25 protein-coding genes are annotated in these 26,495 nt (G+C 69.5%); 9 read left to right on the top strand and 16 right to left on the bottom strand.

Going from position 1 to position 26,495, the window contains the following annotated elements:
- Positions 1–223: 223 nt before the first annotated feature.
- The 3 genes from M9945_RS20300 to M9945_RS20290 form a co-directional block, all read right to left on the bottom strand.
- Entirely contained in the window at positions 224–1,024 is an 801-nt protein-coding gene (locus tag M9945_RS20300) for a MipA/OmpV family protein (RefSeq protein ID WP_367945977.1), read from the bottom strand.
- Positions 1,025–1,116: 92 nt separating this feature from the next.
- Complete coding sequence (locus tag M9945_RS20295) at positions 1,117–2,109, bottom strand: bifunctional riboflavin kinase/FAD synthetase (protein ID WP_367945976.1); 993 nt, start codon at positions 2,107–2,109, stop codon at positions 1,117–1,119.
- 9 nt (positions 2,110–2,118) lie between these two features.
- Positions 2,119–2,967 carry a TIGR01459 family HAD-type hydrolase gene (locus M9945_RS20290; protein WP_367945975.1) on the bottom strand — a complete coding sequence of 283 codons (849 nt, stop codon included), beginning with the start codon at positions 2,965–2,967 and terminating at the stop codon, positions 2,119–2,121.
- A 224-nt stretch (positions 2,968–3,191) separates the two neighbouring features.
- On the opposite strand from M9945_RS20290, the gene M9945_RS20285 reads away from it, so the two are divergent.
- The 6 genes from M9945_RS20285 to M9945_RS20260 all read left to right on the top strand — a co-directional run bounded on the left by M9945_RS20285 (position 3,192) and on the right by M9945_RS20260 (position 10,656).
- Entirely contained in the window at positions 3,192–4,268 is a 1,077-nt protein-coding gene (locus tag M9945_RS20285) for an enoyl-CoA hydratase/isomerase family protein (protein WP_367945974.1), read from the top strand.
- Positions 4,269–4,561: 293 nt separating this feature from the next.
- Positions 4,562–6,652, top strand: a complete 2,091-nt coding sequence (locus M9945_RS20280) for a 3-hydroxyacyl-CoA dehydrogenase NAD-binding domain-containing protein (protein ID WP_367945973.1) — start codon at positions 4,562–4,564, stop codon at positions 6,650–6,652.
- A 29-nt stretch (positions 6,653–6,681) separates the two neighbouring features.
- On the top strand, positions 6,682–7,863 hold the full coding sequence (locus M9945_RS20275) for an acetyl-CoA C-acyltransferase (RefSeq protein ID WP_367945972.1): 1,182 nt from the start codon (positions 6,682–6,684) through the stop codon (positions 7,861–7,863).
- Positions 7,864–7,873: 10 nt separating this feature from the next.
- Positions 7,874–9,076 carry a pimeloyl-CoA dehydrogenase large subunit gene (gene pimC, locus M9945_RS20270; protein WP_367945971.1) on the top strand — a complete coding sequence of 401 codons (1,203 nt, stop codon included), beginning with the start codon at positions 7,874–7,876 and terminating at the stop codon, positions 9,074–9,076.
- Between the two features lie 2 nt (positions 9,077–9,078).
- Complete coding sequence (locus M9945_RS20265; protein WP_367945970.1) at positions 9,079–10,230, top strand: acyl-CoA dehydrogenase family protein; 1,152 nt, start codon at positions 9,079–9,081, stop codon at positions 10,228–10,230.
- Between the two features lie 90 nt (positions 10,231–10,320).
- Positions 10,321–10,656, top strand: a complete 336-nt coding sequence (locus tag M9945_RS20260) for a TIGR01244 family sulfur transferase (protein WP_367928718.1) — start codon at positions 10,321–10,323, stop codon at positions 10,654–10,656.
- A gap of 7 nt (positions 10,657–10,663) precedes the next feature.
- On the opposite strand, the gene M9945_RS20255 is transcribed toward M9945_RS20260, so the two are convergent.
- The 5 genes from M9945_RS20255 to M9945_RS20235 form a co-directional block, all read right to left on the bottom strand.
- A complete protein-coding gene (locus M9945_RS20255) occupies positions 10,664–11,986 on the bottom strand; it encodes a TRAP transporter large permease (RefSeq protein WP_367945969.1) in 1,323 nt (440 codons plus the stop codon).
- A complete protein-coding gene (locus tag M9945_RS20250) occupies positions 11,983–12,501 on the bottom strand; it encodes a TRAP transporter small permease (RefSeq protein ID WP_367945968.1) in 519 nt (172 codons plus the stop codon). Before M9945_RS20250 ends, M9945_RS20255 begins: the two co-directional genes overlap by 4 nt.
- A 39-nt stretch (positions 12,502–12,540) precedes the next feature.
- Complete coding sequence (locus M9945_RS20245; protein ID WP_367945967.1) at positions 12,541–13,593, bottom strand: TRAP transporter substrate-binding protein; 1,053 nt, start codon at positions 13,591–13,593, stop codon at positions 12,541–12,543.
- A gap of 90 nt (positions 13,594–13,683) precedes the next feature.
- On the bottom strand, positions 13,684–13,983 hold the full coding sequence (locus M9945_RS20240) for a hypothetical protein (protein WP_367945966.1): 300 nt from the start codon (positions 13,981–13,983) through the stop codon (positions 13,684–13,686).
- A 99-nt stretch (positions 13,984–14,082) separates the two neighbouring features.
- Positions 14,083–16,155, bottom strand: coding sequence for a putative bifunctional diguanylate cyclase/phosphodiesterase (locus M9945_RS20235; RefSeq protein ID WP_367945965.1), 2,073 nt, complete (start codon positions 16,153–16,155; stop codon positions 14,083–14,085).
- A 175-nt stretch (positions 16,156–16,330) separates the two neighbouring features.
- On the opposite strand from M9945_RS20235, the gene mutL reads away from it, so the two are divergent.
- The 3 genes from mutL to M9945_RS20220 all read left to right on the top strand — a co-directional run bounded on the left by mutL (position 16,331) and on the right by M9945_RS20220 (position 19,413).
- Positions 16,331–18,151 (top strand): DNA mismatch repair endonuclease MutL, encoded by a 1,821-nt coding sequence (gene mutL / locus M9945_RS20230; protein ID WP_367945964.1) that lies wholly within the window; start codon positions 16,331–16,333, stop codon positions 18,149–18,151.
- 68 nt (positions 18,152–18,219) lie between these two features.
- Positions 18,220–19,089 (top strand): hypothetical protein, encoded by an 870-nt coding sequence (locus M9945_RS20225; RefSeq protein WP_367945963.1) that lies wholly within the window; start codon positions 18,220–18,222, stop codon positions 19,087–19,089.
- A 96-nt stretch (positions 19,090–19,185) separates the two neighbouring features.
- The gene (locus M9945_RS20220; RefSeq protein ID WP_367945962.1) at positions 19,186–19,413 is read left to right on the top strand and encodes a DUF2093 domain-containing protein; all 228 of its coding nucleotides are present in this window, start codon (positions 19,186–19,188) and stop codon (positions 19,411–19,413) included.
- Positions 19,414–19,476: 63 nt separating this feature from the next.
- On the opposite strand, the gene lpxK is transcribed toward M9945_RS20220, so the two are convergent.
- The 8 genes from lpxK to M9945_RS20180 form a co-directional block, all read right to left on the bottom strand.
- Positions 19,477–20,508 (bottom strand): tetraacyldisaccharide 4'-kinase, encoded by a 1,032-nt coding sequence (lpxK, locus tag M9945_RS20215; RefSeq protein WP_367945961.1) that lies wholly within the window; start codon positions 20,506–20,508, stop codon positions 19,477–19,479.
- 4 nt (positions 20,509–20,512) lie between these two features.
- A complete protein-coding gene (gene waaA / locus M9945_RS20210; RefSeq protein WP_367945960.1) occupies positions 20,513–21,835 on the bottom strand; it encodes a lipid IV(A) 3-deoxy-D-manno-octulosonic acid transferase in 1,323 nt (440 codons plus the stop codon).
- On the bottom strand, positions 21,832–22,554 hold the full coding sequence (locus M9945_RS20205; protein ID WP_367946028.1) for a lysophospholipid acyltransferase family protein: 723 nt from the start codon (positions 22,552–22,554) through the stop codon (positions 21,832–21,834). Before M9945_RS20205 ends, waaA begins: the two co-directional genes overlap by 4 nt.
- Before the next feature lie 114 nt (positions 22,555–22,668).
- Positions 22,669–22,905, bottom strand: coding sequence for a DUF4170 domain-containing protein (locus tag M9945_RS20200; protein WP_367928729.1), 237 nt, complete (start codon positions 22,903–22,905; stop codon positions 22,669–22,671).
- 78 nt (positions 22,906–22,983) lie between these two features.
- Positions 22,984–23,829 (bottom strand): 3'(2'),5'-bisphosphate nucleotidase CysQ, encoded by an 846-nt coding sequence (locus M9945_RS20195; RefSeq protein ID WP_367946027.1) that lies wholly within the window; start codon positions 23,827–23,829, stop codon positions 22,984–22,986.
- Between the two features lie 4 nt (positions 23,830–23,833).
- The gene (locus M9945_RS20190; protein ID WP_367945959.1) at positions 23,834–25,177 is read right to left on the bottom strand and encodes a TldD/PmbA family protein; all 1,344 of its coding nucleotides are present in this window, start codon (positions 25,175–25,177) and stop codon (positions 23,834–23,836) included.
- 119 nt (positions 25,178–25,296) lie between these two features.
- A complete protein-coding gene (locus M9945_RS20185) occupies positions 25,297–25,500 on the bottom strand; it encodes a hypothetical protein (RefSeq protein ID WP_367928732.1) in 204 nt (67 codons plus the stop codon).
- 93 nt (positions 25,501–25,593) lie between these two features.
- Positions 25,594–26,484 carry a patatin-like phospholipase family protein gene (locus M9945_RS20180; protein ID WP_367945958.1) on the bottom strand — a complete coding sequence of 297 codons (891 nt, stop codon included), beginning with the start codon at positions 26,482–26,484 and terminating at the stop codon, positions 25,594–25,596.
- Positions 26,485–26,495 lie beyond the last annotated feature (11 nt).

The raw sequence follows: 26,495 nt of genomic DNA, 5'->3' as shown, positions 1-26,495 counted from the left end.
GTTCAGGCGAAGGGGCGCGCCGAAAAACGCGCGCAGGAACCCGGACCTTCCGGCAGCCGCTCAGGCCGCCCGGAAGGCCGGGCCAATAATTCGTATCGAGGTCGCGTGGAACGCGGCGCGCCGTTTCATGCCCTTGGTCATGATCGGGGCTTTTATCCGAGGGCGCGGCTGGAATAAAGAGGCGCCGGAATAAAGAGATGAATGCGTGGCGCCGCGCCGCGCCTCATCGCAGCGAGAAATCGAAGCGGTAGCTGGCCGAGGCGCCGATAAGCAGCTGGTCCCTCGAGCCGCGCTGGCGCACCAGGCTGGAATCGGCGGCCGGGCCGGTGAGACGCTGGTACTCGGCGAAGACGCTGGTGGTGAGCTGATCGGTGGTCTTCCACGTCACCGCGCCGCCGACGCCCCACGATTTCATGCCGCTGCCCGGATCGTAGCGCCCAAGGCCGGAGGCGAGCGCCTCGTCCGCATCGACGCCGTAGTACGCGTCGTAATAGCCGGCGGACGCCCACGAGGCGCGCGGGCCGCCGGAAATCTGGATGGTGTCGGTCACGTCCATGAAGGCGTCGGCGGCCAGGTCGACGACCACGCCGTCATGCGAGCGGATGCCATGGCGCACCTCGCCGCGCAGGCGCATGAAATCGGTGGGGTAGATCTCGGCGAAGATTCCGGCCTCGCCGCCGAACCGTACCTCGGACAAGCCCCTGACAGCGCGGTGGGTGTCGTCGTCGCGGCCCCAGATCAGCTTGCCGGCCGCGCCCGCCCGGAAGGTGCCGTTGTCGACGAACGCCCAGGAAATGTTGTCGTTGCGCGAGGAGAAGCGCGCCGACGGCCCGGCCTTGCCGATCGAGATCATCGGCTGGAAGGAAAACACCCGCCCCGACGCGCCCTCGAATTTCGGCGCGTTCAGCACCGCGCCGCCGACCTTGATATACCAGTCGCCGGAAAACCAGCTTTCGGCGGCGGCAGGGGCCGCGCCCATCGCGACCAGCGCCATCGCGGCGCCAATCCGTCTTGCAATTTTCATGTCAGGTGCCCACGCGGATACAGGAGAGGCTTTACGCCTCAGGCTGTGGGCCTTTTGGGTAAAATTTGAATTAAATGCCGCGAAAAGACCGCTCAGCCGGCGAAGGCGATGGCGGCGTCGAGCGGCGAAAGCGGCCTGACGCCGGCAAGCAACGCGCGCGCCTCGGCCTCGTCCTGCCGCATCCGGGCGACGAGGGCGTCGAGCCCGTCGAATTTTTCTTCCCCGCGCAGGAAGCCGAAGAAGGAGACGCAGGCGGTCTCGCCATAGAGGTCGCCGGAGAAATCGAACAGATAGGTCTCGAGCAGCGGCGCGCCGTTCTCGGTCACGGTCGGCCGGCGGCCGAAGCTCGCCACCCCGTCATGCAGCGCCCCGTTCTCCCGGCGCAGCCGGACCGCATAGATGCCGTGGGCGAGATCCGTCCCCTCCGGCAGGGCCATGTTGGCGGTGGGAAAGCCGAGCGTGCGGCCGAGCTTCTGGCCGTGGGAGATTTCGGCCTCGACCGTATAGCGATAGTCGAGGAGGCCCGCGGCCGCGGCAATGTCGCCCTCGGCCAGAAGACTGCGGATGCGGCTCGACGAGACGGCGTCAGCGCCCTCGTCGCAGAACGCCTCGACGCGGCTGACCCCGAAGCCGAGGCGTTCGCCCGCCTCGATCAGGAATTGCGGCGTGCCCTGCCGGTCCTTGCCGAAATGGAAGTCGTAGCCGGTAACGACATGGGCGATGCCGAGATCGGCGACGAGGATGCGGGCGACGAACTCCTCGGCCGGCAGGCAGGAGAAATCGCGGTCGAAGGGCTGCTCCACCACCGCGCCGAACCCCATCGCGCCGAGCAGGCGCGCGCGCATCGGCGCGGGCGTGATGCGGAACAGCGGCACGTCGGGGCGGAAGAGCTGGCGCGGATGCGGCTCGAAGGTCAGCACCAGCGCCGGCACGCCGAGCGCCCGCGCCTTGTCGAGCGCGCAGTCCAGCACGGCCTGGTGGCCGCGATGCACCCCGTCGAAATTGCCGATCGCCACCACCCCGCCGCGGAACGGGGCGGGCAGCGCGGCCGAAAGGGGAATGCGCCGGATGGTGTGGGCGGTCATGGACCTGTCTTATCTCAGACGCGGGATGGCGGCGACGGGGGAATAGCCGTGTTTTTCGAGAAAAGCGGCGATGCCGGCCGGGTCCGGTGCGTGGGCCGGGCCGTATTCGCCGGCATGGATGCCGCCCGAGACGAACAGCACGTCGATGCCGTTATCGGCCGCGCCCTTGATGTCGGTGAGGATGCCGTCGCCGATGGCGAGCGCCTCGCTCCTCGCCGCCTCGCGGCCGAGGATTTCGGATGCCGCGGCGAGCGCCGCCTCGTAGATCGGCCGGTGCGGCTTGCCGGCGATCTCGGTGCGGCCGCCGAGCCTTGCATAGTCGCGGGCGAGCGCGCCCGCGCACCAGATCAGCTCGTCGCCGCGCTCGACGACGATGTCGGGATTGGCGCAGATGAAAGGCAGGTTGCGGGCGCGGAAGCGCTCCAGCATTTCGGCGTAGTCTTCCGGCGTCTCGTCGTCGTCGAACATGCCGGTGCAGACGACGCCTTGAGCCTCGAACTCCTCGGTCAGCTCAACGTCGATGCCGTCATAGAGCGCGAAGTCGCGGTCGGGGCCGAGATGGAAGACGCGGCGCGGGCCGTTCTCGATCAGCCGGCGCGTCACGTCGCCCGACGAGACGATCGCATCGTAGCAGTCGGTCGGCACGTCGAGGAGCGCGAGCTGGTCGGCGACGCCGGCGCGCGGCCGCGGCGAGTTGGTGACGAGCACCACGGCCTGCCCCCGGGCCCGCGCGGCGCGCAGCGCGGCGACGGCGTCGGGAAAGGCGCGCATGCCGTTGTGCAGCACGCCCCACACGTCGCACAGGACGACGGCGTAGCCTTCGCTGATCTGGGCAAGCGTTTCGATCATATTCGCCATCGGCGGTCCGTCCAATCCTCGTCGCAGTCCCGGTCGCGGCCGGATGCGGCCGCGACCGGGCTTAGCCGAAGCGTTCCCCCCTGTCATCAGCTTTTACCCCGGCAGCGGGGTCGCCGTCGGCGGCCGGCAATGCCCCGACAAGGCCGTTGTGCGGAATTTGATGTTCCGGTCCGTCCGTTTGCCGCTATGGTGCGGCGCGAGGCGATCAGGGAGGGTTCAAAGGCATGACCACGCAGGCGACGGAAGCGGAAGTCCTGTTCGAAAAGCGCGGGCGCGCCGGCATCGTCACGCTCAACCGGCCGAAGGCGCTCAACGCGCTGAACAGCGCCATGGTGCGGCTGATCCATCCGCAGCTTGTCGCCTGGGCGTCCGACCCCTCGGTCGAGCTGGTCGTCGTGCGCGGCGCGGGTGAGAAGGCGTTCTGCGCCGGCGGCGACATCCGCCAGCTCCACGACTGGGGCAAGGCGGGCGATCCGGCGATGCTGGAATTCTACCACGAGGAATACCGGCTCAACGCCTTCATCAAGCGCTATCCCAAGCCCTATGTCGCCGTGGTCGACGGCATCGTCATGGGCGGCGGGGTCGGCCTGTCGGCCCATGGCAGCCACCGCGTCGCCGGTGAGCGGCTGATGTTCGCCATGCCGGAAACCGGCATCGGCTTCTTCCCCGATGTCGGCGGCACCTTCTTCCTGCCGCGCATGCCGGGTCGGACCGGCACCTGGCTTGCGCTGACCGCCGCGCGCCTCGGGCAGGCCGACGCGCTGTGGAGCGGCTTCGCCACCCATGCCGTCGCCTCCGCCGATCTCGGCGCGGTGGTCGACGCGCTGGCCGAAAAGGGCGACCCGGACGTGACCCTTGCCGCGTTCACGAGGCCGGCCAGCGATGCCCCGGCCGAGGTGCTGCTGCCCGTCATCGACCGCTGCTTCTCGGCCGACACGGTGGAAGGCATCCTCGCGCGGCTCGACGCCGAAGACGGCGAATGGGCGGCGAAACAGGCAGCGGCGATCCGCCAGAAATCGCCGACGAGCCTGAAGATCGCGCTGCGCCAGATGCGGGAAGGGGCGGCCGCCTCGTTCGAGGACTGCATGCGCACCGAATATCGCATCGTCAGCCGCATTCCGGCGGGCGTCGATTTCTACGAGGGCGTGCGCGCCGTCATCATCGACAAGGACAACGCGCCGAAATGGCGGCCGGACAGGCTGGAGGACGTCGCCGACGCCGCCATCGACGCCTATTTCGCCCCGCTCGCCAATGAACTTGACCTTGCCGAGCTCGACCTTGCCGCGCTCGACGCGGGATGAATCTTCGCTGAGCGGAATTGACCTCGGTCCGACTTTGCAACATACTCGGTAGTATGTTTTGCGAGGGAGGAGCCGGGATGGCGCACGCGGAGGCGGGCGAGGGGGAGTGTCGGCATGGCCACCGCGCTGGCGCCGGGCTGCGCGCGTCCCGATTTTATCCTCTCATCTATTTCCGGACACCGGTTCCGCCGGCGATCCCATAAGGCGCGGCGGGCATTGACGGACCGCGCCCCGACCGGGCAATGCGGGTCGACATTCGATTGACGAGAAAAGCGATCAGGGAAGCCAGGAAAATGACCGATTATGTGACAGTCACCCATGAAGACGGGATTGCGATCATCACGCTCGACAATCCCCCGGTCAACGCTCTGAGCCTGCATCTGCGCCAGCCTCTCTTCGCCGCCATCGAAGCGGCGCGCGACGATGCGGGCGTGAAGGGGCTGGTCATCGCCTGCGCCGGCCGCACCTTCGTATCTGGGGCCGACATTTCCGAGTTCGGCACCGACAGGGCACGGGCGACCCCGAGCCTGCCCGAACTGTGCGCGCTGCTGGAATCGCTGGAGAAGCCGGCGGTTGCAGCGATCCACGGCACCGCGCTCGGCGGCGGGCTGGAGCTTGCGCTCGCCTGCCATTACCGCGTCGCCGACAGGCAAGCCAAGGTCGGCCTGCCCGAGGTCAAGCTCGGCATCCTGCCGGGCGCCGGCGGCACCGTGCGCCTGCCGCGCGTCGCCGGGCCGGAGAAGGCGGTCAAGATGATCGTCTCGGGCAGCCCGATTGGCGCGGCCGACGCGCTGGCTTCCGGCATCGTCGACGAGATCGCGGAGGGCGACCTGACGGGCGCGGCGGTCGCCTTCGCCCGGAAGAAGGTCGCGGAAGGCGGGCCGCATCTGCCGGTGCGCGCCCGCAACGAGAAGATCGAGGCCACCCACGCCGACCCGGCCGCCTTCGAGGCGGCGGTGAAGCAGGCGACCGCCAAGACGCGCGGGCTGGAAGCCCCGCTCGCCTGCGCTGAAGCCGTGCGCAACGCGGTCGAGCTTTCCTTCGACGAGGCGCTGAACAAGGAGCGCGAGCTGTTCACCCGCCTCGTCTCCGGCGTGCAGTCGCGGGCGCAGCGGCACCTGTTCTTCGCCGAGCGCGAGGCGGCCAAGATCCCCGGCGTCGGCAAGGACGTGACGCCGCGCGAGATCAGGAAGGTCGGCATCATCGGCGCAGGCACCATGGGCGGCGGCATCGCCATGGCCTTCGCCAATGGCGGCTACCCGGTCACGATGCTGGAGGCGAGCGAGGAGGCGCTCGACCGCGGCTTCGCCACCATCGAGAAGAACTACGCCATTTCCGTCCAGCGTGGCTCGCTGTCGGAGGAAGACAAGGCCAAGCGGCTCGCGCGCTTCTCGCGCACCACCGACTATGCCGACCTCGCCGACGCCGACCTGATCATCGAGGCGGTGTTCGAGGAGATGTCGGTCAAGCAGGATGTGTTCGGCAAGCTCGACAAGGTCGCCAAGCCCGGCGCGATCCTCGCCACCAACACCTCCTATCTCGACGTCAACCGGATCGCTTCCTTCACCGCGCGGCCGCAGGACGTGGTCGGCCTGCACTTCTTCTCACCCGCCAACGTCATGAAGCTCCTCGAGATCGTGCGCGGGGAAAAGACCGCGCCGGATGTGCTGGCGACCGTGCTCACCGTGGGCAAGCGCATCGGCAAGGTGCCGGTCGTCGTCGGCGTCTGCCACGGCTTTGTCGGCAACCGCATGCTCGGCGCGCGCGGCGACGACCTCGAGCCGCTGCTGCTCGAAGGCGCCGCGCCCGAGCAGATCGACCGCGTGTTCACCGATTTCGGCTTCGTCATGGGGCCGTTCGCGATGTGGGATCTCGCCGGCCTCGACGTCGGCTGGCGTAACCGCAAGTCGCTCGGCAAGACCGCAGTGATCGGCGATGCGCTGTGCGAGCGCGGCCGCTTCGGCCAGAAGACCGGCAAGGGCATGTATCTCTACGAGAACGGCTCGCGCACGCCCACGCCCGACCCCGAGGTGGCCAAGCTGATCGAGGACAAGGCGGCCGAGCGCGGCATCGAGCGCCGCGCCATCTCCGACCAGGAGATTATCGAGCGCACGCTCTACCCGATGATCAACGAGGCCGCGCTCATCCTCGAGGAGAAGATCGCGTCGCGGCCGTCCGACATCGATATCGTCTGGGTGAACGGCTACGGCTTCCCCATCGGCAAGGGCGGCCCGATGTTCTGGGCCGATCTGGAGGGGCTTAAGACCATCGTCGAGCGCCTCGACCACTGGCACGCGCGCACCGGCAAGAAGGTGTTCGAGCCGGCGGCGTCGCTGCGCCGCCTCGCCGACACCGGCGGCAGCTTTTCCGCGCGCCCGGCCTGAAACCGAACCGACCTGAAGGGAGAACGACAATGACGGAAGCCGTAATCGTCTCGACAGCGAGAACCCCGGTCGGCAAGGCCTATCGCGGCGGGCTGAACGACACGCCGGGCCACCGGCTCGGCGGCCATGCCATTGCTCAGGCGCTGGCGCGCTCGGGCCTCGACGGCGGCGAGATCGAGGACGTGGTCATGGGCTGCGCCATGCAGGAGGGCACGACGGGTCTGAACGTCGCGCGCCGGGCGCTGCTCGCCGCCGGCCTGCCGGTGACGGTCGCCGGCACCACCATCGACCGCCAGTGCTCGTCGGGCCTGCAATCCATGGCGCTGCTCGCCAACGCCATCCGCAACGACGGCGTCGTCGCCGGCATTGCCGGCGGGCTGGAATCGATCAGCCTCGTCCAGAACGACCACCGCAACACTTTCCGCCTGTTCGACGAGACGCTGAGCGGCCCGGCCGCCGACGTCTACATGCCGATGATCGACACAGCCGAGGTGGTGGCCAAGCGCTACGGCATCAGCCGCGAGCGGCAGGACGAATACGGGCTGGAAAGCCAGCGCCGCGTCGCGGCCGCGCGCGCGGCCGGCCTGTTCGATGCCGAGATCGCGCCGATCAGGACGCGCATGGCGGTGATCGACAAGGAGACGAAGGCGGTCAGCCACCGCGACGTCGAGGTCGCCGCGGACGAAGGCCCGCGCGCCGACACCACCCCCGAGGGGCTCGCGGCGCTGAAGCCGGTGCGCGAGGGCGGCACCATCACCGCCGGCAACGCCAGCCAGCTTTCCGACGGCGCCTCGGCCAACGTGATGATGAACGCGAAGGAGGCCGAGAAGCGCGGCCTCACGCCGCTCGGCATCTTCCGCGGCTTCGCCGTTGCCGGCTGCGAGCCGGACGAGATGGGCATCGGCCCGGTCTTCGCCGTGCCGCGCCTGCTGGAGCGCCATGGGCTCAAGGTCGACGACATCGGCCTGTGGGAGCTGAACGAGGCCTTCGCCGTGCAGGTCCTTTATTGCCGCGACCGGCTCGGCATCGACCCGGAAAAGCTCAACGTCAACGGCGGAGCCATCGCGCTCGGCCATCCCTACGGCATGTCGGGCTCGCGCCTCGCCGGCCACGCGCTGATCGAGGGCAAGCGCCGCGGCGTGAAATACGCCGTGGTGACGATGTGCATCGGCGGCGGCATGGGCGCTGCCGGCCTGTTCGAGATCGCCTGAGGGAACGACGATGGACCTTCGCTATTCACCGGAAGAACTCGCCTTCCGCGACGAGGTGCGTGCCTTCCTCGCCGACAATCTGCCGGAGGACATCCGCCGCCGGATGATCGACGGCGACTACGGCAACAAGGAAGACCTCGTCCTGTGGTCGCGCATCCTCAACGCGAAGGGCTGGGCCGTGCCGCACTGGCCGAAGGAATATGGCGGCACCGGCTGGGACCCGATGCGGCAATACATCTTCCTCGAGGAAACGCAGAAATGGCCGGCGCCGCAGCCGCTCGCCTTCGGCGTCAACATGGTCGGCCCGGTCATCTGCGCCTTCGGCAACGCGGCGCAGAAGGCGCACTACCTGCCGCGCATCGCCAATCTCGACGACTGGTGGTGCCAGGGCTTCTCCGAGCCAGGCGCCGGCTCCGACCTCGCCTCGCTCAGGACGCGCGCGGTGCGCGACGGCGACCACTACATCGTCAACGGCCAGAAGACGTGGACGACGCTGGCGCAGTACGCCGACTGGATCTTCTGCCTCGTGCGCACCGATCCCGAGGCCAAGAAGCAGCAGGGCATCTCCTTCCTGCTGATCGACATGAAGACGCCCGGCATCGAGGTGCGCCCCATCGTCACCATCGACGGCGGGCGCGAGATCAACGAGGTGTTCCTGACCGACGTGCGCGTGCCGGTCGAGAACCTCGTCGGCGAGGAGAACAAGGGCTGGGACTATGCCAAGTTCCTCCTCGGCAACGAGCGCACCAACATCGCCCGCGTCGGCATGTCCAAGCAGCGCATCGCCCGCATCCGCGAGCTGGCGGCGCTGGAATTCTCCGGCGGCCGGCCGCTGATCGAGGACGAGCGGTTCCGCGAGAAGCTGGCCGCGATCGAGGTCGAGCTGAAGGCGCTGGAGCTGACGCAGCTTCGCGTCGTCGCCGCCGACGCCAGGCGCGGCAGCACCGGCAGGCCGGACCCGGCCTCCTCGATCCTCAAGATCAAGGGCTCGGAGATCCAGCAGGCGACCACGCATCTGCTGATGCAGGTGATGGGGCCGCATGCGCTGCCTTACCATCCCCACGATCTCGACGGCTCCAACGAGCCGCCGATCGAGCCGGACTACGCCGGGCCGGCCGCGCCGCACTATTTCAACTACCGCAAGGTCTCGATCTACGGCGGCTCGAACGAGATCCAGAAGAACATCATCGCCAAGGCCGTACTGGGGTTCTGACCATGGATTTCGACCTGACAGAAGAACAGTCCATCCTCAAGGATTCGCTCGACCGGCTGCTCGCCGAGCATTACGGCTTCGAGGAGCGCCGCCGCATCATGGCCTCGCCGGAGGGTTGGAGCGGCGAGATGTGGGGCCGCTATGCCGAGATGGGGCTGATGGCGCTGCCCTTCGCCGAGGAAGACGGCGGCCTCGGCGGCACGCCGGTCGAGACCATGCTGGTGATGGAGGCCTTCGGCAAGGCGCTGGCGCTCGAGCCCTATCTGCCGACCGTGGTGCTCGGCGGCGCGCTGATCCGCTTCGGCGGCGACGACGCCCAGCGGGCCGAGCTGGTGCCGGCGGTGGCCGAAGGGTCGCTGAAGCTCGCCTTCGCGCAGGGCGAGCGCAATTCGCGCTACGACCTTCACCATGTCGAGACGACGGCGACGAAGGACGGCGCCGGCTGGCGCATCTCGGGCCGGAAATTCGTGGTGCTCGGCGGCGACAGCGCCGACAGGCTGTTCGTCACCGCCCGCACGGCGGGCTCGGCGCGCGACGAGGGCGGCATCGGCGTCTTCCTCGTCGATGCTGGCGCGGACGGCGTTTCGGTGCGCGGCTACCGCACGCAGGACGGCCAGCGCGGCGCGGAGGTGACGTTCGACAATGTCGCCGTCGGCGCGGACGCCGCGTTCGGCGACCCCGAAGGCGGGCTCGGGCTGGCGCGTCGCGCGGTCGACGCCGGCATCGCCGCGCTCTGCGCCGAGGCGATCGGCGCGATGGGAGCGATGCACGCGCTGACCGTCGACTACCTCAAGGTGCGCAAGCAGTTCGGCGTGCCGATCGGCCAGTTCCAGGTATTGCAGCACAAGGCGGTGGACATGTTCGTCGCCATCGAGCAGGCGCGCTCGATGGCGTTCTACGCCACCTCGATGGCCGACAGCGACGACGCGGCCGAGCGGGCGGCCGCCATCCATGCCGCCAAGGCGGAGATCGGGCGCGGCGGCCGGCTTTGCGGCGAGAATGCCATCCAGCTCCATGGCGGCGTCGGCATGACCGAGGAATATGCCGTCGGCCACTACTTCAAGCGCGTGACCATGATCGACGCGACGTTCGGCGATGCCGACCATCATCTGCGCGCGCTGGCGGCCAAGGGCGGCCTGTTCCGGGCGGCGTGAGAGAATCCGGCCGCGCCTGCCTTTGGCCGCATGTCTTGGCAAAGCGCGGCCGAACGCCTAGATGATTTTCCCGCAACCGGGAAACGCGCCATGGAAATCCGCCAGATCACCGAAGACTATTTCGTCGCGCCGCAGATCGCGGTTGACGACATCGCCGCGATCAGGGAGGCGGGGTTCAGGAGCGTGATCTCCAACCGCCCGGATGCCGAGGACGGCGCGGTGCCGCATGGCGAGGTCGAGGCGGCGGTGCGCGCGGCCGGGCTGGAGTTCCGCTACATCCCCGTGGTCAGCGGTTCGCTGACGCAGGAGAACGTCGATGCGCAGGCGAGGGCGCTCGACGAGCTGCCGAAGCCGGTCCTCGCCTATTGCCGCTCGGGCGCGCGCTGCACCAACCTCTACATGCTGGTGCGCCAGCAGAACGGCTGACGCGGGCTCAGTAGAGCCACCTGACCATGAACAGCGAGATCGCCGGGAAGGCGATGAGGAGAACCGTGCGCGCGATGTCGGACAGGACGAAGGGCGTCACGCCGCGATAGGTGGCGAGGACGGGCACGTCCTTGGCCATCGAGTTGATGACGAAGAGGTTCATGCCCACCGGCGGCGTGATCAGCCCGACCTCGACCACGACCAGCACGAGGATCCCGAACCAGATCGCGAACTCCTCGGCCCCCATGCCGAAGTCGAGGCCGCTGACCAGCGGGAAGAAGATCGGCACGGTGAGCAGGATCATGGAGAGCGAATCCATGAAGCAGCCGAGGACGAGGTAGAAGATCAGGATGCCGACCAGCACCGTCCACGGGTCGAGCCCCTGCCCGGCGATAAAGGCGGCGGCCGCTGCCGGAAGCTGGGAAAGGGCGAGGAAGCTGTTGTACATCGCCGCGCCGAAGACGATGAAGAAGATCATCGCCGTCGAGGTCGCGGTGGCGAGGATCGCCTCGACGAGCGTGCGCCGCGTCAGTCCGCCGTTGACGAACGCGATCAGCCCGGTGCCGGCCGCGCCGACGGCCGCGCCTTCCGTCGGGGTGAACCAGCCGGCATAGATGCCGCCGACGACGGCGAGGAAGACGGCGGCAACCGGCCAGACCTCGGCGAGCGCCGAAAGGCGCTCGTGCCACGGCTGGCGCGGGCTCGACCCGGCGGATTCAGGATAGAGCCGCACATAGAGCGCGATGGCGATCATGTAGCCGATGGCGGCGAGCACGCCCGGCACGAAGGCGGCGACGAACAGCTTGGCGACGTTCTGCTCGGCAAGGACGGCGTAGATGACCAGCACCACCGAGGGCGGGATCAGGACGCCGAGCGTGCCGCCGGCGGCGAGCGTGCCGGTGGCGAGCGCGCCGGAATAGCCGTAGCGGCGCAGCTCCGGCAGCGCCACCTGCGACATGGTGGCGGCGGTGGCGAGCGAGGAGCCGCAGATGGCGCCGAAGCCGGCGCAGGCGCCGATGGCCGACATGGCGACGCCGCCGCGCCGGTGGCCGAGAAAGGCGTTGGCGGCCCTGAACAGCGATTGCGACATGCCGCCGAGCGAGGCGAACTGGCCCATCAGCAGGAACAAAGGCACGATGGACAGCGAGTAGCTTGAGAAGGTCGAGTAGGTCTCGACCTTCAGCCGCGACAGGATCGGCGCGGTCGTGCCCATGACGAGCCACGTGCCGACGAGCCCGCACAGGAGCATGGCGAGGCCGATGGGCACGCGCAGGAAGATCAGCGCGAGCAGCGCCGGAAACGACCAGAAGCCGAGCTCGAGGTTGCTCAAGGCGCGTCCCCTGCCTCGGCGGGCGCTAGGAATTCGCGCAGGCGCTGGAGGACCGCGTAGACGGAGACGACGACGCCCGCCGCCGCCGCGACGAAGGCCGCGGCGTAGCTCCACCAGAGCGGGAATTGCAGGATGAACGTCGTTTCGTGGTAGCGCAGCTTGTCGGCGACGCCGTGCCACAGCCGCCAGGCGATCAGGACGACGACCGCCGTCATCAGGATCTCGCAGACGAGATCGATCAGGCGGTTGGCGCGCTCAGGGAACAGGCGGGTGAAGACGTCGACCGTGGCGTGGCCGCGCCGGAGCTGGCACCACGGCAGGAAGGCGAAGACGGCGAAGGCGGTCAGCGCCTCGACCAGCTCGAAATCGCCGGGCACCGGCCCCAGCCCCTGCCGCGTGAAGGCGCGGCCGGTGATGGAGGCGACGGTCAGCACCGTCACGGCGACGAGGACCAGTCCGCCGAGGATGGCGAGCAGGCGGGCGAGCCGTTCGACGATTGCCGAAATCCTGTCCACGCCCTCTTTCCTGCCTCGACCCATGCGATGTGCGGTGCGCTATTGTTCCTGCGTGTACTTGGCGATCAGCGCCCGCGCCCCGTCGACGAGCGCCTGCCCGTCGAAGCCGCGGCCGTTCATCTCCTCGATCCAGCCGTCGATCACCGGCTGCGAGGCTTCTTTCCATGCTGCGGTGGCCTCGGCGTCCAGCCGGACGATGCTGTTGCCGCGATCGACAGCGAGCTGGCGCGCGGGGCCGTCATAGTGCTCCTGCGTCCAGCCGAACAGGCCGGAAAGCTCGCGCCCGGAATTGTCGTCGATCACCTTCTTCAGGTCATCCGGCAGGGCCTCGTAGCGCGCCTTGTTCATGGCGAGGACGAAGGTCGCGGTATAGAGCGCCTGTCCCTCCGCGAACTCGGTGTGGTGGCCGACCAGCTCCTCGATCTTGACCGAGGGCGCGACCTCCCACGGCACCACCGCGCCGTCGATGACGCCGCGCGACAGCGCCTCGGTGACGGCCGGGACCGGCATGCCCACCGGCGTCGCGCCGAGATGGCCGAGCAGCGTGTTGACGATGCGGCTCGGCGCGCGCAGCTTCATGCCCTTGAGGTCATCGAGCTTTTCCACCTTCTGGCGGGAATGGATCACGCCCGGCCCGTGCGTCCATGTCGCGATCATGTGGACGTCGGCGAACTCGCCGTCCTTCATATGCTCCTCGAACATGTCCCAATAGGCCATCGAGGCGGCCTTGGCGTTGGTCATGATGAAGGGAAGCTCGAACACCTCGGTGGTGGGGAAGCGCCCGGGTGTGTAGCCCGGCAGGGTCCAGACGATGTCGACGGTGCCGTCCTGCGCCTGGTCGATGAGCTGCGGCGGCGTGCCGCCGAGCTGCATCGCCGGATAGCGCTCGATCCTGATGCGACCGCCCGATGCGGCTTCCACGCGGTCAGCCCATGGGTGCAGCAGGTTGGTCGGCACGTTGGCCTGCGCCGGCAGGAACTGGTGCAGCCTGAGCGTCACCTCCTGTGCGCTTGCGGGGAACGTGGCGGCGAGCCAGCCGAGAACGGCCGCGGAAGCGGCGCGGAGCAGGACGCGCGGGGCCGGAAACTTCATTTCATCCTCCTGGAACGAAGAACGGTTTACGAGCCCGCCGGCGGGGAACGTCAGTTCCAGCCTTCGAGTCTCGCGCATGCTGCCGCTGGCTTACACGGCGCCGGCCCATCGGAAAAGGTGGAGAAGGGCGAAACCGGCGACAATGGCGATCAGGCGCCCGTTCATCCGCCAGCGCATCGCCTGCGTTTCCTCGTCCTGCGCGACGCGGACATTCAACGCCACGGGGATGACGTTGGCGTAGCCCGGCAAGCCGTGCTTGAGCAGCGGCCGGCCCGAGCGGGCCTCGATGCGGTAGCACAGCCGCGTCGCCGAGATCAGCAGCGCGATGCTGGCGAGGCCCCACAGCGCGCTCAGCCAGAAAAAGACGGATCTCGTGACTTCCGCTTCCATTCGCCACCCCGCACAGCCGATCCGCCACCGTCAGGGTCGGCCGGAACGGAGGCGCACTCTACGCCGGGATGCCCTTGTCGCCAACGGGTGAAACGAGGCTCAGCCCGCCGCCTTCATCGGCTCCGCGCCGGCCTTGCCGCCCTTCAGGGCATGGAGCTCCAGCCACGCGCGCGCCTCGTCCTGCGGCATCGGGAAGGCGACGGCATAGCCCTGCACCTGGTCGCAGCCCAGCGCCATCAGCGACGACAGCTCCGCCTCGGTCTCCGCGCCCTCGGCGACGATCTCGATGTCGAGACCCTGCGCCAGATCGGTGATGGCGCGGACGATCTTGGCGTTCTCGCCGCCCCGGTCGATGTTCTGCACGAAACGGCGGTCGATCTTCAGACGGTCGATCTCGCTCGGGCTGACATGGCTGAGCGAGGCGTAGCCGGTGCCGAAATCGTCGAGCTCGAGATGCACGCCAGCCGCGCGCACCTGCGACAGCGTGCCGGTGATTCCGGTCTTGTCGTCGTCGAGGATCACCGATTCGACGATCTCCAGCGACAGCTTGCCCGTCGGCAGGTCGGCCTCCTCCAGAGTCCCGGAGAGGAAATCGATGAAATCGGCCTCGCGCAGCTCGGTGCCGGAGACGTTGAGCGCGAGGCGCCCGAACTCGATGCCCTCGCGGTGCCATTTTGCCGCCTCGAGGATGGCCTTGCGCATGGCGATGCGCCCGATCGCCGGCATGAAGCCGGCCTTCTCGGCGACGGGGATGAACGCGTCCGGCCGCACCATGCCGCGCCGCGCGTGCGGCCAGCGTATCAGTGCCTCGACCCCGACGATGTTGCCCTGCGACAGCGAGACCTGCGGCTGGAAGTGCACGGTGAACTCCTGCGCGGCGATCGCCTCGCTAAGGTCGCGTTCGAGCTGCTTGCGATGCTCCATGTCCTGGCGCAGCTCGCCCGAGAAGAAGGCGAACGAGCCGCCGCCCTCCTTCTTCGCGGCGTAGAGGGCGAGATCGGCATGAACGATCAGGTCGGCGCTGTTGTCGGCGTCGGCCGGGTAGATGGCGATGCCGGCGCTGGCGCCGCATTCGATCGGCGTTCCCTCGTAGACCATCGGCTCGTTGATCCGCGCCAGGGTGCGGCGGACGATTTCCTCGATCTCGCCGTCGTCGCCGGCATCCGGCAGCACCATGACGAACTCGTCGCCGCCGAGGCGCACGCACACGTCGGCGGGGCGGCAGCAGGTGCGCATGCGCTGGGCGGTGGTGACCAGCACGAAGTCGCCGGCGGCGTGGCCGAGCGAATCGTTGATCTGCTTGAAGCGGTCGAGGTCGATCTGGATCACCGCCAGCCGCTCGCCCTTGCGCGCCGCCGCCGCCAGCAGCGTCTCGAAGCTGGCGCGCAGGAAGCTGCGGTTGTTCAGCCCGGTCAGGCCGTCATGGGCGGCGATGAAGGCCATGGCATTGCGGGCGTCGACCAGCTCGCTCGTCCGGCGGCGGATCATCTCCGTCATCGGCCGGAAGATGAAGAGGGCGACGAAGCCGAGAACGCCGATCATGGCGTAGAACAGCATGCGATGGACGGAGAGCATCCGGTCGAGCAGGGCCTGCGAGTTGGCCGCGAGGTGCTCGCCGAGCGCGGTGTAGCCGGCGAGCGCGGCCCCGGCGACCGTGTCGTCTAGCAGCGCCCGCTCGGCGCTGCCCTGATAGCCGCCGCCGGGAATGCTGAGGCCGGAGCTGGTCTCCAGCGCCGAGGCGAGGCGCAGGCCGTTGGCGATGAGGTTCGAGGCGAAATGGTCGAGATGGTGCGGGCCGCTGAACAGGATCATCCTCACCGTTGCCGAGGAGGGGGAGGAGCCGTCGATCTCGGTCGCGGTGATGACGTAGTCGTAGTTTTCCTCGAACTGGCGGATCGAGTCGCGCAGCGAGGCGATCAGGGTCTTCTGCGCCTCGGGGTTGGCCTGCCGGGCGGCGTTCGACAGGAAGACGATGCGCTGCGACAGCGTCTTCTGGGTGTCGACCTGCGCCATCAGCGCGTCGTCGCGCTGGTGCGCCGCCATCATGTGCTGGAGCAGGATATAGGTCGCCAGCGCCATCGCGCCGACGATCAGCAACGCAACCCAGTAGGCGGTCCTGATGAACAGGATCAGCCTGCGGGCTCCCATTGCCTGGGATTCGACCGATGCCATCAACTCCGTCCCCCCTTCAATGGCATGTGTTCGTGGTGCCACTCCACCATGGAGAGGTTAAGAAGTGGGGCGGCGGCGCGCGCGCGGCGAGCCCGCGTCGCCTTCATGGTTAGGGAAGGGTTGCGCGGCCGCGCCATCCCCTGACGCGGCCGGACGAATCCCGTTATGATCGGCCATGGCCATCCGTCATCTTTCCGAAACCGTCATCAACCGCATCGCCGCCGGCGAGGTGATCGAGCGTCCCGCCAGCGTCGTCAAGGAGCTGGTCGAGAACGCGCTCGACGCCGGGGCCTCGCGCGTCGAGGTGGCGACGGCTGGCGGCGGGCTCGCCTTTATCCGCGTCGGTGACGACGGCACGGGCATGGACGCGCGCGATCTCGCGATGAGCGTCGAGCGCCATTGCACCTCCAAGCTCACCGACGACATCGACGATATCCGCTCGCTCGGCTTCCGCGGCGAGGCGCTGCCGTCGATCGGCTCGGTCGGCAAGCTGTCGATCCGCTCGCGCACCGACGGCGCCGATGCCGGCCACGAGATCGCCGTCACCGGCGGCAGGGTGTCGCCGGTGCGCCCGGTCGCCGCCAATCGCGGCACGCTGGTCGAGGTGCGGGACCTGTTCTTCGCCACGCCGGCGCGGCTGAAGTTCATGAAGGGCGAGCGCGCCGAGGCATCGGCGATCACCGAGGTGGTGCGGCGCATCGCCGTCGCCTTCCCGGCGGTGCGCTTCACGCTATCCGGCTCCGACCGCACGGTGCTCGACCTCGCGGCCTGCGGCGGCCACGGCGAGCGCGTCGCCCAGGTCCTCGGCCGCGAGTTCGCCGACAACGCGCTCGAGATCGAGGCGGTGCGCGAGGGCGTGCGGCTGACCGGCTTCGCCTCGATCCCGTCCTACAGCCGGGCGAACTCGCTCCACCAGTATCTCTACGTCAACGGAAGGCCGGTGCGCGACCGCTGGCTGGCCGGGGCGCTGCGCGGGGCCTATGCCGACGTGCTGCCGCGCGACCGCCACGCCGTCGCGGCGCTGTTCGTCGAACTCGACCCGGCGCTGGTCGACGTCAACGTCCACCCGGCCAAGGCGGATGTGCGCTTCCGCGATCCGGGGCTGGTGCGCGGGCTGATCGTCGGCTCGATCCGCGAGGCGCTGGCGCGCTCCGGCATCCGCGCGGCGACCACCGGAGCCGGGGCGATGCTCTCGGCCTTCCGCCCCGGCGGCAATGGCGCCCATGATTATGCCGGGACGGGTGGAGGCTCGGCATCCCATGGCGGCTGGCAGCCGGCCCGCCCTTCCGCGCCCGCCTTCGACGCCGGCTCCTCGTTCCAGCGTCCGCTCGGGCTCAGTGAGGCGGCCGCGCCCTATCACGCGCCGAGCGCCGACGCCCGCGCAGGCATTCAGGACGCCGCGCCTGAACTGACGGCGCGCCCGCTCGGCGCGGCGCGGGCGCAGGTGCACGAGAACTACATCGTCGCCCAGACCGACGATTCGCTCGTCATCGTCGACCAGCACGCCGCGCATGAGCGGCTGGTCTACGAGGCGCTGAAGGAGGCGCTGGCCGCGCGGCCGGTGCCGTCGCAGATGCTGCTGCTGCCGGAGATCGTCGACCTCGCCGAGGACGACGCCGAGCGGCTCGCCGGCCATGGCGAACTCCTGTCGCGGTTCGGGCTGGCGCTCGAGCGCTTCGGGCCGGGCGCGGTCGCGGTGCGGGCGACGCCGTCGATGCTGGGCGAGGTCGACGTGCAGAAGATGGTGCGCGACCTCGCCGACGAGATCGCCGAGAGCGACACGGTGGAGACGCTGAAGGAGCGGCTCGACGCCATCGCCGCCACCATGGCCTGCCACGGCTCGGTGCGCTCGGGCCGGCGGCTGCGGCCCGACGAGATGAACGCGCTGCTGCGCCAGATGGAGGCGACGCCCGGCTCCGGCACCTGCAACCATGGCCGGCCGACCTATATCGAGCTCAAGCTGTCTGATATCGAGCGGCTGTTCGGCCGGCGCTGAGCAGGGGAGTGACACCCGCCACGCTCCGGCCGCAATGGCGCGTCAAGCGCAGGTTCGGGCAATGGGGCATGGGAACAATGGATGCCATCGACGTCGTCTTTCGCCTGATCGGCGCTTTCTACGTGTTCGCCGGCTGGCTCGGCCTGCGTGCCATCCTGATGGATTCGGTGCTCGACAAGGCGCTGGCCGCCCTGTCCGCCGGCAAGGAGGATCCGTCCGAGACGCGGCGGCGCTGGATCCTCGGCGCGTCGACCGTGCTGATCGGCGCGAGCGGCGCGGCGCTTCTGACGATGAGCAGCTGGGCGCTGCCGCTCTTCGTCTTCTGCGCGGCGAGCCAGGCGATCTGGATCGGCGGCGCGCGGCGCTTCTTCATCGCGCCGGAGGACGACGACGAGGCCGGGCGCAGGCAGGTCCGCAACGCCGCCATCCTCTATGGCGCGGTCGCGCTCGGCGTCGTCTGGCTGTGGGGCACTGGCCGCCTCCTGCCGTGGGACGAGCCGTTCGGCGTCGTCGGAACCGCGCTCACCGCCGCGGGGCTCGGGCTCTGGTTCGTCTACCACATGGCATGGAAGGCGGCCTCGCCCGGCGTCTTCGATCCAAACGACGATGTGGAGGACGTGCCCGCGCCGGCGCGCATCGTGATTTCGCCGAGACAGGGCTTCTATCCCTTGATCGACGCCGATACCGGGCAGCGCTTCAGCCACATGTACTGGTACGACGGCACGCTCGGCTTCCGTATCGAGGACTGGGACGACGTGTTTCAGGAGGCGTTCACGCTCGAGGACGTGCCGCAGGGGCCGGATTTCGCCTCGCCGGAAGCCGAGGCGGCGTGGCGCGCCGAAGGGCTGGCCATCGCAGAGGCGCTGAAAGAAATCCTCGGGCCGGAGAATGTCATCTTTGTCGAGGGCTGGGAGACGGGGCAGGGCGCGGATGCTTGACCTCGCCGCGCTTTTGTGGCGGAACCGGGAAAATCGCAGTTCCGGGCCGGAAGCCATCTCGGCTTCCGACGGACCTGCTCCAGAAGGCGTGACGACATGAACCGTTTCGAAGGACCCGGCGGCAGGGAAGCGCGCATCCGTTATCTCGACGGGGATTTTCAGGTGCTGTCGCCCGGCGCTTTCGTGCGCTGCGCCGTCACCGGCGACACCATCCCGCTCGACGACCTGAAATACTGGAGCGTGGCGCGGCAGGAGCCCTATGTCAGCGCCGCGATCTCGCTCGCCCGCGAGCTGGAGCTGAACCCCGACCTGCGCAGGCGCTGACCGGAGCAATTCCAGGAAAAGTGTGAAGCACTTTTCCGTCTGGAATTGCGCCAAGAATGTCGATCATTTTTCCAGCCGGCGCCGCCTCCACGCCTCCAGCGTCTCCGAGACGATGGCGCGCGGGGCGCTGGCGATGTCGAACACGGCCTCGATCTCGATCACTTTTGCCTGCCGCTTCAGCGCGGCGATCGCCTCGCCGCCGTGGTCGAGGCGCACCGCGTCCTTGGCGGTGGTGACGATCGTCAGCCCCTGCGCCTCGGCCGTGGCGAGAAGGTCCTCGGCATCGAACGCGCTGTAGAAATGGTGGTCGCCGAAGCTCCTGGCCACCGCCACCTCACCGCCCACCGCCGCCACCGTGTCGAAGAACTTGCCCGGATCGCCGATGCCGGCGAAGGCGAGGCAGCGCGCGCCGGCGATGCCCTGCGGCGGGCGCGCGAGCACATGCGCCTCGAAGAAGGCGCGGCCGGCGCGCGCGGCCTGGCGCAGCACGCGGTTGGCGCCGTCGCCCTCGCCGACCTTCAGCACGGCGTCGGTGAAGCGCATCTGCTCTGTCAGGCCGGCGCGCATCGGGCCGGCGGGGATGACATGGCCGTTGCCGACGCCGCGCCGGGCGTCGACCACGATCAGGGCGTAGTCGATATGGATGCGCGCGCTCTGGAAGCCGTCATCCATGATGAGGAAGTCGCAGCCTTGCGCGATAAGTGCCCGCGCGCCGGCCGCGCGGTCGGCCGAGACGGCGACGGGGGCGGCGCGGGCCAGAAGCATCGGCTCGTCGCCAACATGGCGGGCGCTATCGTGGTCGGGATCGACGAGATGCGGGTGGCCGGAGACCGAGCCGCCATGGCCGCGCGAGAGGATGCCGGGCGTCAGCCCCATCGCCGCGGCCTGCCGGGCAAGTGCGATCGCCACCGGAGTCTTGCCGGAGCCGCCGACCGTCAGGTTGCCGACGCAAAGGACCGGGGCGGGGATCTTCTCGCGCGGCGCGGTGCGCATCCGCTTCGCCGCGACCGCGCCGTAAGCGGCCGCGAACGGCCACAGCGCGAAGGCGCGCCAGTCGGCCTTGCCCCACCAGAAGGGCGGCGCCTCGCTGACCATCGCCTCAGCGCTTGCCGCCCGCCGAGGCGTCCAGCCGTGCCTGGACGATCAGCGGGTTGACGTAGGGCTCGAGCGTATGGAGCGTGCGCGTCAGCGCGCCGCGCATGCCGTCGACGGTGCGCCGGCCGGCCTCCATCATCTTGTGGCGCTCGGCGTCGTTGGTCAGCAGGTAGTTCACCGCGCCGGCGAGGGTCTCCTTGTCGCGCACGAAGCGCGCCGCGCCGCTGGCCGCGAGCTTCTGGTAGGCGTCGCGGAAATTCTGGACGTTGCGGCCGGACAGCACCGCGGTGTCGAGCATGGCCGGCTCCAGCGGGTTCTGCCCGCCCTTGGCCGTCAGCGAGCGGCCGACGAAGGCGATCTCGGTCAGCCGAAGATAAAGCCCCATCTCGCCGATCGTGTCGCCGAGGAAGATGTCGGTGCCCGGCGCGATGCGGTCGCCGGCGCTGCGCCGGGCGACGGAAAGGCCGGCGGCCGCGCAGGCGGCGGCGATGTCGTCGGCGCGCTCGGGATGGCGCGGGACGATGATCGTCAGGAGATCGGGATGGCGCGGGCGCAACAGCCGGTGGACGTCGAGGGCGGCCGCCTCCTCGCCGTCATGCGTCGAGATCGCCGCCCAGGTCCTGCGCCGGCCGATCTCGCTTTTGAGGCGCGCGAGCTCGGCGGCGTTCACCGGCGGCTCGACCGTGTCGCCCTTCAGATTGCCGGAAACCGTAACCGGCCGCGCGCCGAGGTGGCGGAACCGCTCGGCGTCCGTCTCCGACTGGGCGATGACATGGGCGAGGTTCTCGAACAGCGCCTCGGCGAGATAGCTGCGCTTAGACCAGCTGGCGAAGGAGCGATCGGACAGGCGGCCGTTGACCAGAACCTGCGGCACCCGCCGCGCGCCGAGCTCGAGGATGGTCATCGGCCAGATTTCCGACTCGGCCATGATGGCGAGGTCCGGCGACCAGTGGTCGAGGAAGCGGCTCACCGCCGGCTTGAGATCGAGCGGCACATACTGGTGGATGATGCGGGTCCCCAGCCGCTCGTGCGCGACCTGCGCCGAGGTGACGGTGCCGGTGGTCAGGACGATGTTGATGCCGCTGCCGAGAAGCTGCTCGATCAGCGGCACGACCGCGATGGTCTCGCCGACGCTGGCGGCGTGCATCCAGATCAGCGGGCCGGCGGGGCGCGGCTGGCCGGCGCGGCCGTATCGCTCGCGGCGGCGGCTGTGCTCCTCCTTGCCCTTGCTGGCGCGCCAGGCGACATAGCCGCCGATCACCGGGTAGACGCTGGCCCCGGCCCAGCGATAGGCGGCCAGCATGGCGCGTGCCCAGCGTTCGCTCATCGGTCCTCGCCATCCACGAGACGGTAGGCGCGCCGCGTCGCCGCGTTGAGCGCGTCCGTCACCTCGCGCCGCTTCTCCTCCAGCTCCTGCGGCGTCGCATCGGCGGCGACGTGGATCGCCTCGCCGATGGCCAGGGCGCGCCGGCCGAAGGGCAGGTTGATGGTGGTCTTGTCCCACGTCTTCTCCAGCACCTTGCGGCGGCTGGTGGCGACGGCGATGGGCACGACCGGCCGGCCGGAAACCTTGGCCAGCGTGACGATGCCGAGCCCTGCCTCGCGCGGGGTGCCGTGGGGAATGTCGGCAATCATGGCGACGTTGGTGCCGGCGTCGAGCGTCTTCTTCAATGCGATCAGCGCCCGCGCGCCGCCCTTCTGGGCCCGGTGCCGGCCCTCGCGCCCGCCGGAGCCGCGGACGACGTCGAAGCCGAGGCGCTCGGCCACCCGCGCGTTGAGCTCGGCGTCGGCGCTGCGCGAGAACAGCGCGGCCATCCTGTGGCCGCGCGGGTTGATGGCCGGCGCGAGCAGGTGCTGGCCGTGCCAGAGGGCGGCGATCGCCGGCGTGTGGGCATCGATGGCGCGCGCGATGTCGTCCGAGCCCTCGGCGAGGCGGGTGGTGCGATGGACGAAGCGGATCGCGCTGGTGAGCAGGCTGGCCAGGATCGCATTCGCCGCGCGCGAGCGGGCGAGCGGCCCGCGCACCTTGATCCACAGGCGCTTCAGCGGACTGTGCCGGGAGCGGACGGCATCCCTGCGCCTCCTGGGCGAGCGCGTCTGGGGCGAGCGCGTCTTGGGCAAGGGTGAAGCGGCCTCCTGGTCCATGCTGCGGGCGACGGCCTACTTCGCGTCCGGCTCGAGCAGGCGATGCAGGTGGGCAATGAAATAGCGCATATGCGCATTGTCCACCGTCGCCTGCGCCTTCGCTTTCCACGCAAGTTCGGCGGATTTATAGTCGGGATAGATCCCGACGATGTCGAGCGCGTCGAGATCCCTGAACTCGGTTCCGTGGAGCGATTTCAGCTCGCCGCCGAACACGAGATGGAGAAGCTGCTTCTTTTCGGTTTCCTCGGGCATATCCGGTCGCCTGTTCGATCATGGTCCTGCGTCGCGGCAAGGGCAGGCGGCGCGACGGACCCGCTTTAGAGGAATTCGTTACGTTTTGAAACCGTGGCGTGATGCGGTTTCCCCGCCGCCGGCCTCGGTCCTGCCGCCGTGATCGCCGTCGAGGCCGGCGATCACGGTTCTCATCTCGGTCAGCAGCCTGCCGCTGCCTGCTGCCAGCGCGCCGTGACGCGGGTTCGCGCCGGCATAGGCGGGCGCCGCGCCGTCGCGCTCGACCAGCCCGCCGCCGGCGCGACGCAGGATAAGGTCGGCGGCGGCGAGGTCCCAGTCGTGCGAGTTCGGCTTGACGAAGGTGGCGTCGAGCGCACCGCTGGCGACCATGGCGATGCGGTAGGCGAGGGAGGGGATGTAAGGAATCTCAGGCCCGCCGCGCATCCAGGACGGGGCCTGTTGCAGCATCGCCTTCGGCCCGGCGACGCGCGGGTCGGCATGGGTGGGCGCGACCGCTATCGGCGCGCCGTTGAGCAGCGCCGGGCCGTCGCCCTGCGCCTCGTAGAACTCGCCCTTGGCCGGGCATTCGAGCACGCCGGCGAGCGGCGCGCCCGCCTCGACGACGGCGATCGACACGCACCAGGTGCGCCGCCCCTGGATGAAGGCGCGGGTGCCGTCGATCGGATCGACGACGAAGGTCCGGCGCGCGCCAAGCCGCTCGGGGGTGTCGACGGTCTCCTCCGAGAGCCAGCCATAGTCGGGCCGGGCGGCGGACAAGGTCCGGCGCAGGAAGGTATCGACGGCGATGTCGGCGGCGCTGACAGGGGAGGCGCCTTCCTTCATCCACACGTCGGGATCGTTGCGGAAATGGCGCATGGCGATCTCGCCGGCCTCGCGGGCGGCGTCGCGAATCAGCGAAAGGTCGGCGGCGAGCGCGTCGTTCATCGTGTCATTCGCCGGCAAGGGTCATCCCCTCGATCAGGAGCGTCGGCGCGGCCGTGCCGAAATTGCGGTCGAGATCGTCGGCCGGCACCATGGCCATGAACATGTCCTTCAGGTTCCCGGCGATCGTCACCTCCGAGACGGGGTAGGCAAGCTCTCCGTTCTCGATCCAGAAGCCGGACGCGCCGCGCGAATAGTCGCCCGTCACCATGTCGACGCCCTGGCCGAAGACCTCGGTGACGTAGAAGCCGGATTTCAGCGCGCCGATCATGTCGCGCGGGCTCCGCGCGCCGGGCTCGATGGCGAGGTTGGTCGAGGACGGCACCACCGAGGAGGCGGCGCGCACGCCGCGGCCGTTGGTGCGGAGCCCGAGCTCGCCGGCGACCGAGGTCGAGAGGAACCAGTGGGCGAGCGCGCCGTCCTCGATCATGACGAGGCGCTCCCCGGCCACGCCCTCGCCGTCGAACGGGCGCGAGGACTGGCCGCGCACCTTCAGCGGCTCGTCGGTGACGGTGATGCCGGCGGACGCGACCTGCCGGCCCATGTAGTCGCGCAGGAAGCTCGTCTTACGGGCGACGGACGCGCCGTTGATCGCGCCGGCAAGATGGCCGGCGATGCCGCGCGCGACACGCGGGTCGAACACCACGGTGACCGGGCCTGTCTTCGCCTTGCGCGGGTTCAGCCGCCTGACTGCACGCTCGCCGGCCTTGCGGCCGATCCCGTCGGCCGGATCGAGCTCGGAGAAATGCAGGCGCGAGGAGAAGTCGTGGTCGCGTTCCATAGCGGTTCCCGCGCCGGCCAGCGCGCTGGCGGAGCGGGAGAACCGCGTCGCCATGTACTGCCCGACGAAGCCGTCGGAGGTAGCGAGCACCAGCCCGCCCATGCCGGCCGACGCGCCGGCGCCGGCCGAGTTGGTGACGCCGGGAACCGCGAGCGCCGCCGCCTCCATCGTCAGCGCGTCCTCGCGCAGGCGCTCGGGCGAGATCTCCGTGGCGTCGAAGAGGTCGAGATCGGCCGGCTCGCGCGCCAGCAGCGCCGGGTCGGCGAGCCGCTGGTAGGGGTCCTCGGGCGAGACCCTGGCCATCGCCACCGCGCGCTCGGCCAGCGCGTCGATGTCGGAAAGGGCGTTGGCCGAGACGCTGGCGACGCGGCGGCCCGAGAAGACGCGCAGCGCGATGTCGTCGCTTTCCGCCGCGCTGGTGTTCTCCACCTTGCCGAGCCTGACGGAAACGCCGGTCGAGCGGGAGCGCACGGCGACCGCGTCGGCAGCGTCGGCGCCCGCCCGGCGCGCTGTCTCGACCAGCCGCGCGACGAGATCGACGAGGCTCGCGGAATCGATGGGCTGGCTCATGGGACGGCGGGTTCCTTCACGGGGCTTGGCGGTGCGCCTTGCGGCTTCGCCTCCCATCTATGGTTCCCGCGGCCCTGATGCAATGCGTGATGCCGGGCGTGATGCCGGTCAGGCGGCTGTCAGGCGCGCGTCTCGATGTCCCGTTCGCGGGTGGGCCGCTCGTGGACCGGCCTTTCGCCGGCGGGGCGCATCCAGAGGCGGGGACGCGGCTTGCGCTCCGGCCTCGCCGCGTCGTCCGGGTCGGTCAGGCGCAGGATGCCCCACGGGGTCCACAGGTCGACCGTCCGCCCGGGAAGCGCCGCTTCGGAAATTTCACGTTTCATGACCATCACCTCCCGTACCCGTCCATTGATCGGGGACGATTGTGGCAATGTTCGGTCACGGCGCCTGAAGGCGTGTAATATTGCGCGATCCCGTCACAGCCGGCGCAGGTGGCGCTCGCTCGCCCTGTCGATCTCGCGCTTCAGCTCGTCGCGGATCGGGCTCGTCTCGCCGAGCACGCGCTCGACCTTGAGGAAGTCGAGGACGCCGAAATGCGCGACCGGCGGGCGCAGCAGGATGTGCGGCTGGGTCTGGCGCAGCTTCAATTCGACGATCGCCTCCATCATGATCTGGCTCGCGCCCATCAGGAGATCGAGCGAGGAGGGGCGGCCGCGTGCGTCGCCCATCGGCCCGCCGACGACATCGACGCCGATGACGATGTCGGCCTTGCCGTGCAGCAGGTCGAACGGCACCGGGTTGGTGATGCCGCCGTCGATCAGCAGGCGTCCCTCGTGGCTCACCGGGCGGAAGATCGCCGGCAGCGCCGCCGAGGCGGCGAGCGCTGTGAACAGATCGCCCTCGGCGAACACATGCTCGTCATGGCCGTAGAAATCGGTTGCCGTGACCTGGAGCGGGATTTCCATGTCCTCGATGCGCTGGGGAACGGGCTCGGGCATGAAGGCACGCAGGATGCGCCCGATGTCGAACTGGCCGAGGCGGATGCCGCCGGCCACCAGCTCGCCGACGCTGCGCGGCAGGCTGCGCCACATGCGGGTCATCGCCTCGCCGCGGTTGGACAGCACGGCGCGGGCGTGGTCCTCGATGTCGCTGCCGCGCATGCCGGCTGCCATGGCCGCGCCCATCATCGCGCCGATGGACGAGCCGGCGATGGCGACGGGGCGGATGCCCAGCTCGTCGAGCGCGCGGATGACGTGGATATGCGCCAGCCCGCGCGCGCCACCGCCGCCGAAGGCGACGGCGAAGGTCGGGCCGGGCGGCGGGGCATGGTCCGTTCCCGGTATCGTTTCCGGCATGGCCTCGCCCATCGGGCTTCTCG

This window comes from Aquamicrobium sp., assembly GCF_023954335.1.
Taxonomy (GTDB): Bacteria; Pseudomonadota; Alphaproteobacteria; order Rhizobiales; family Rhizobiaceae; genus Aerobium.
This window is presented reverse-complemented; position numbering and strand designations above follow the sequence as displayed.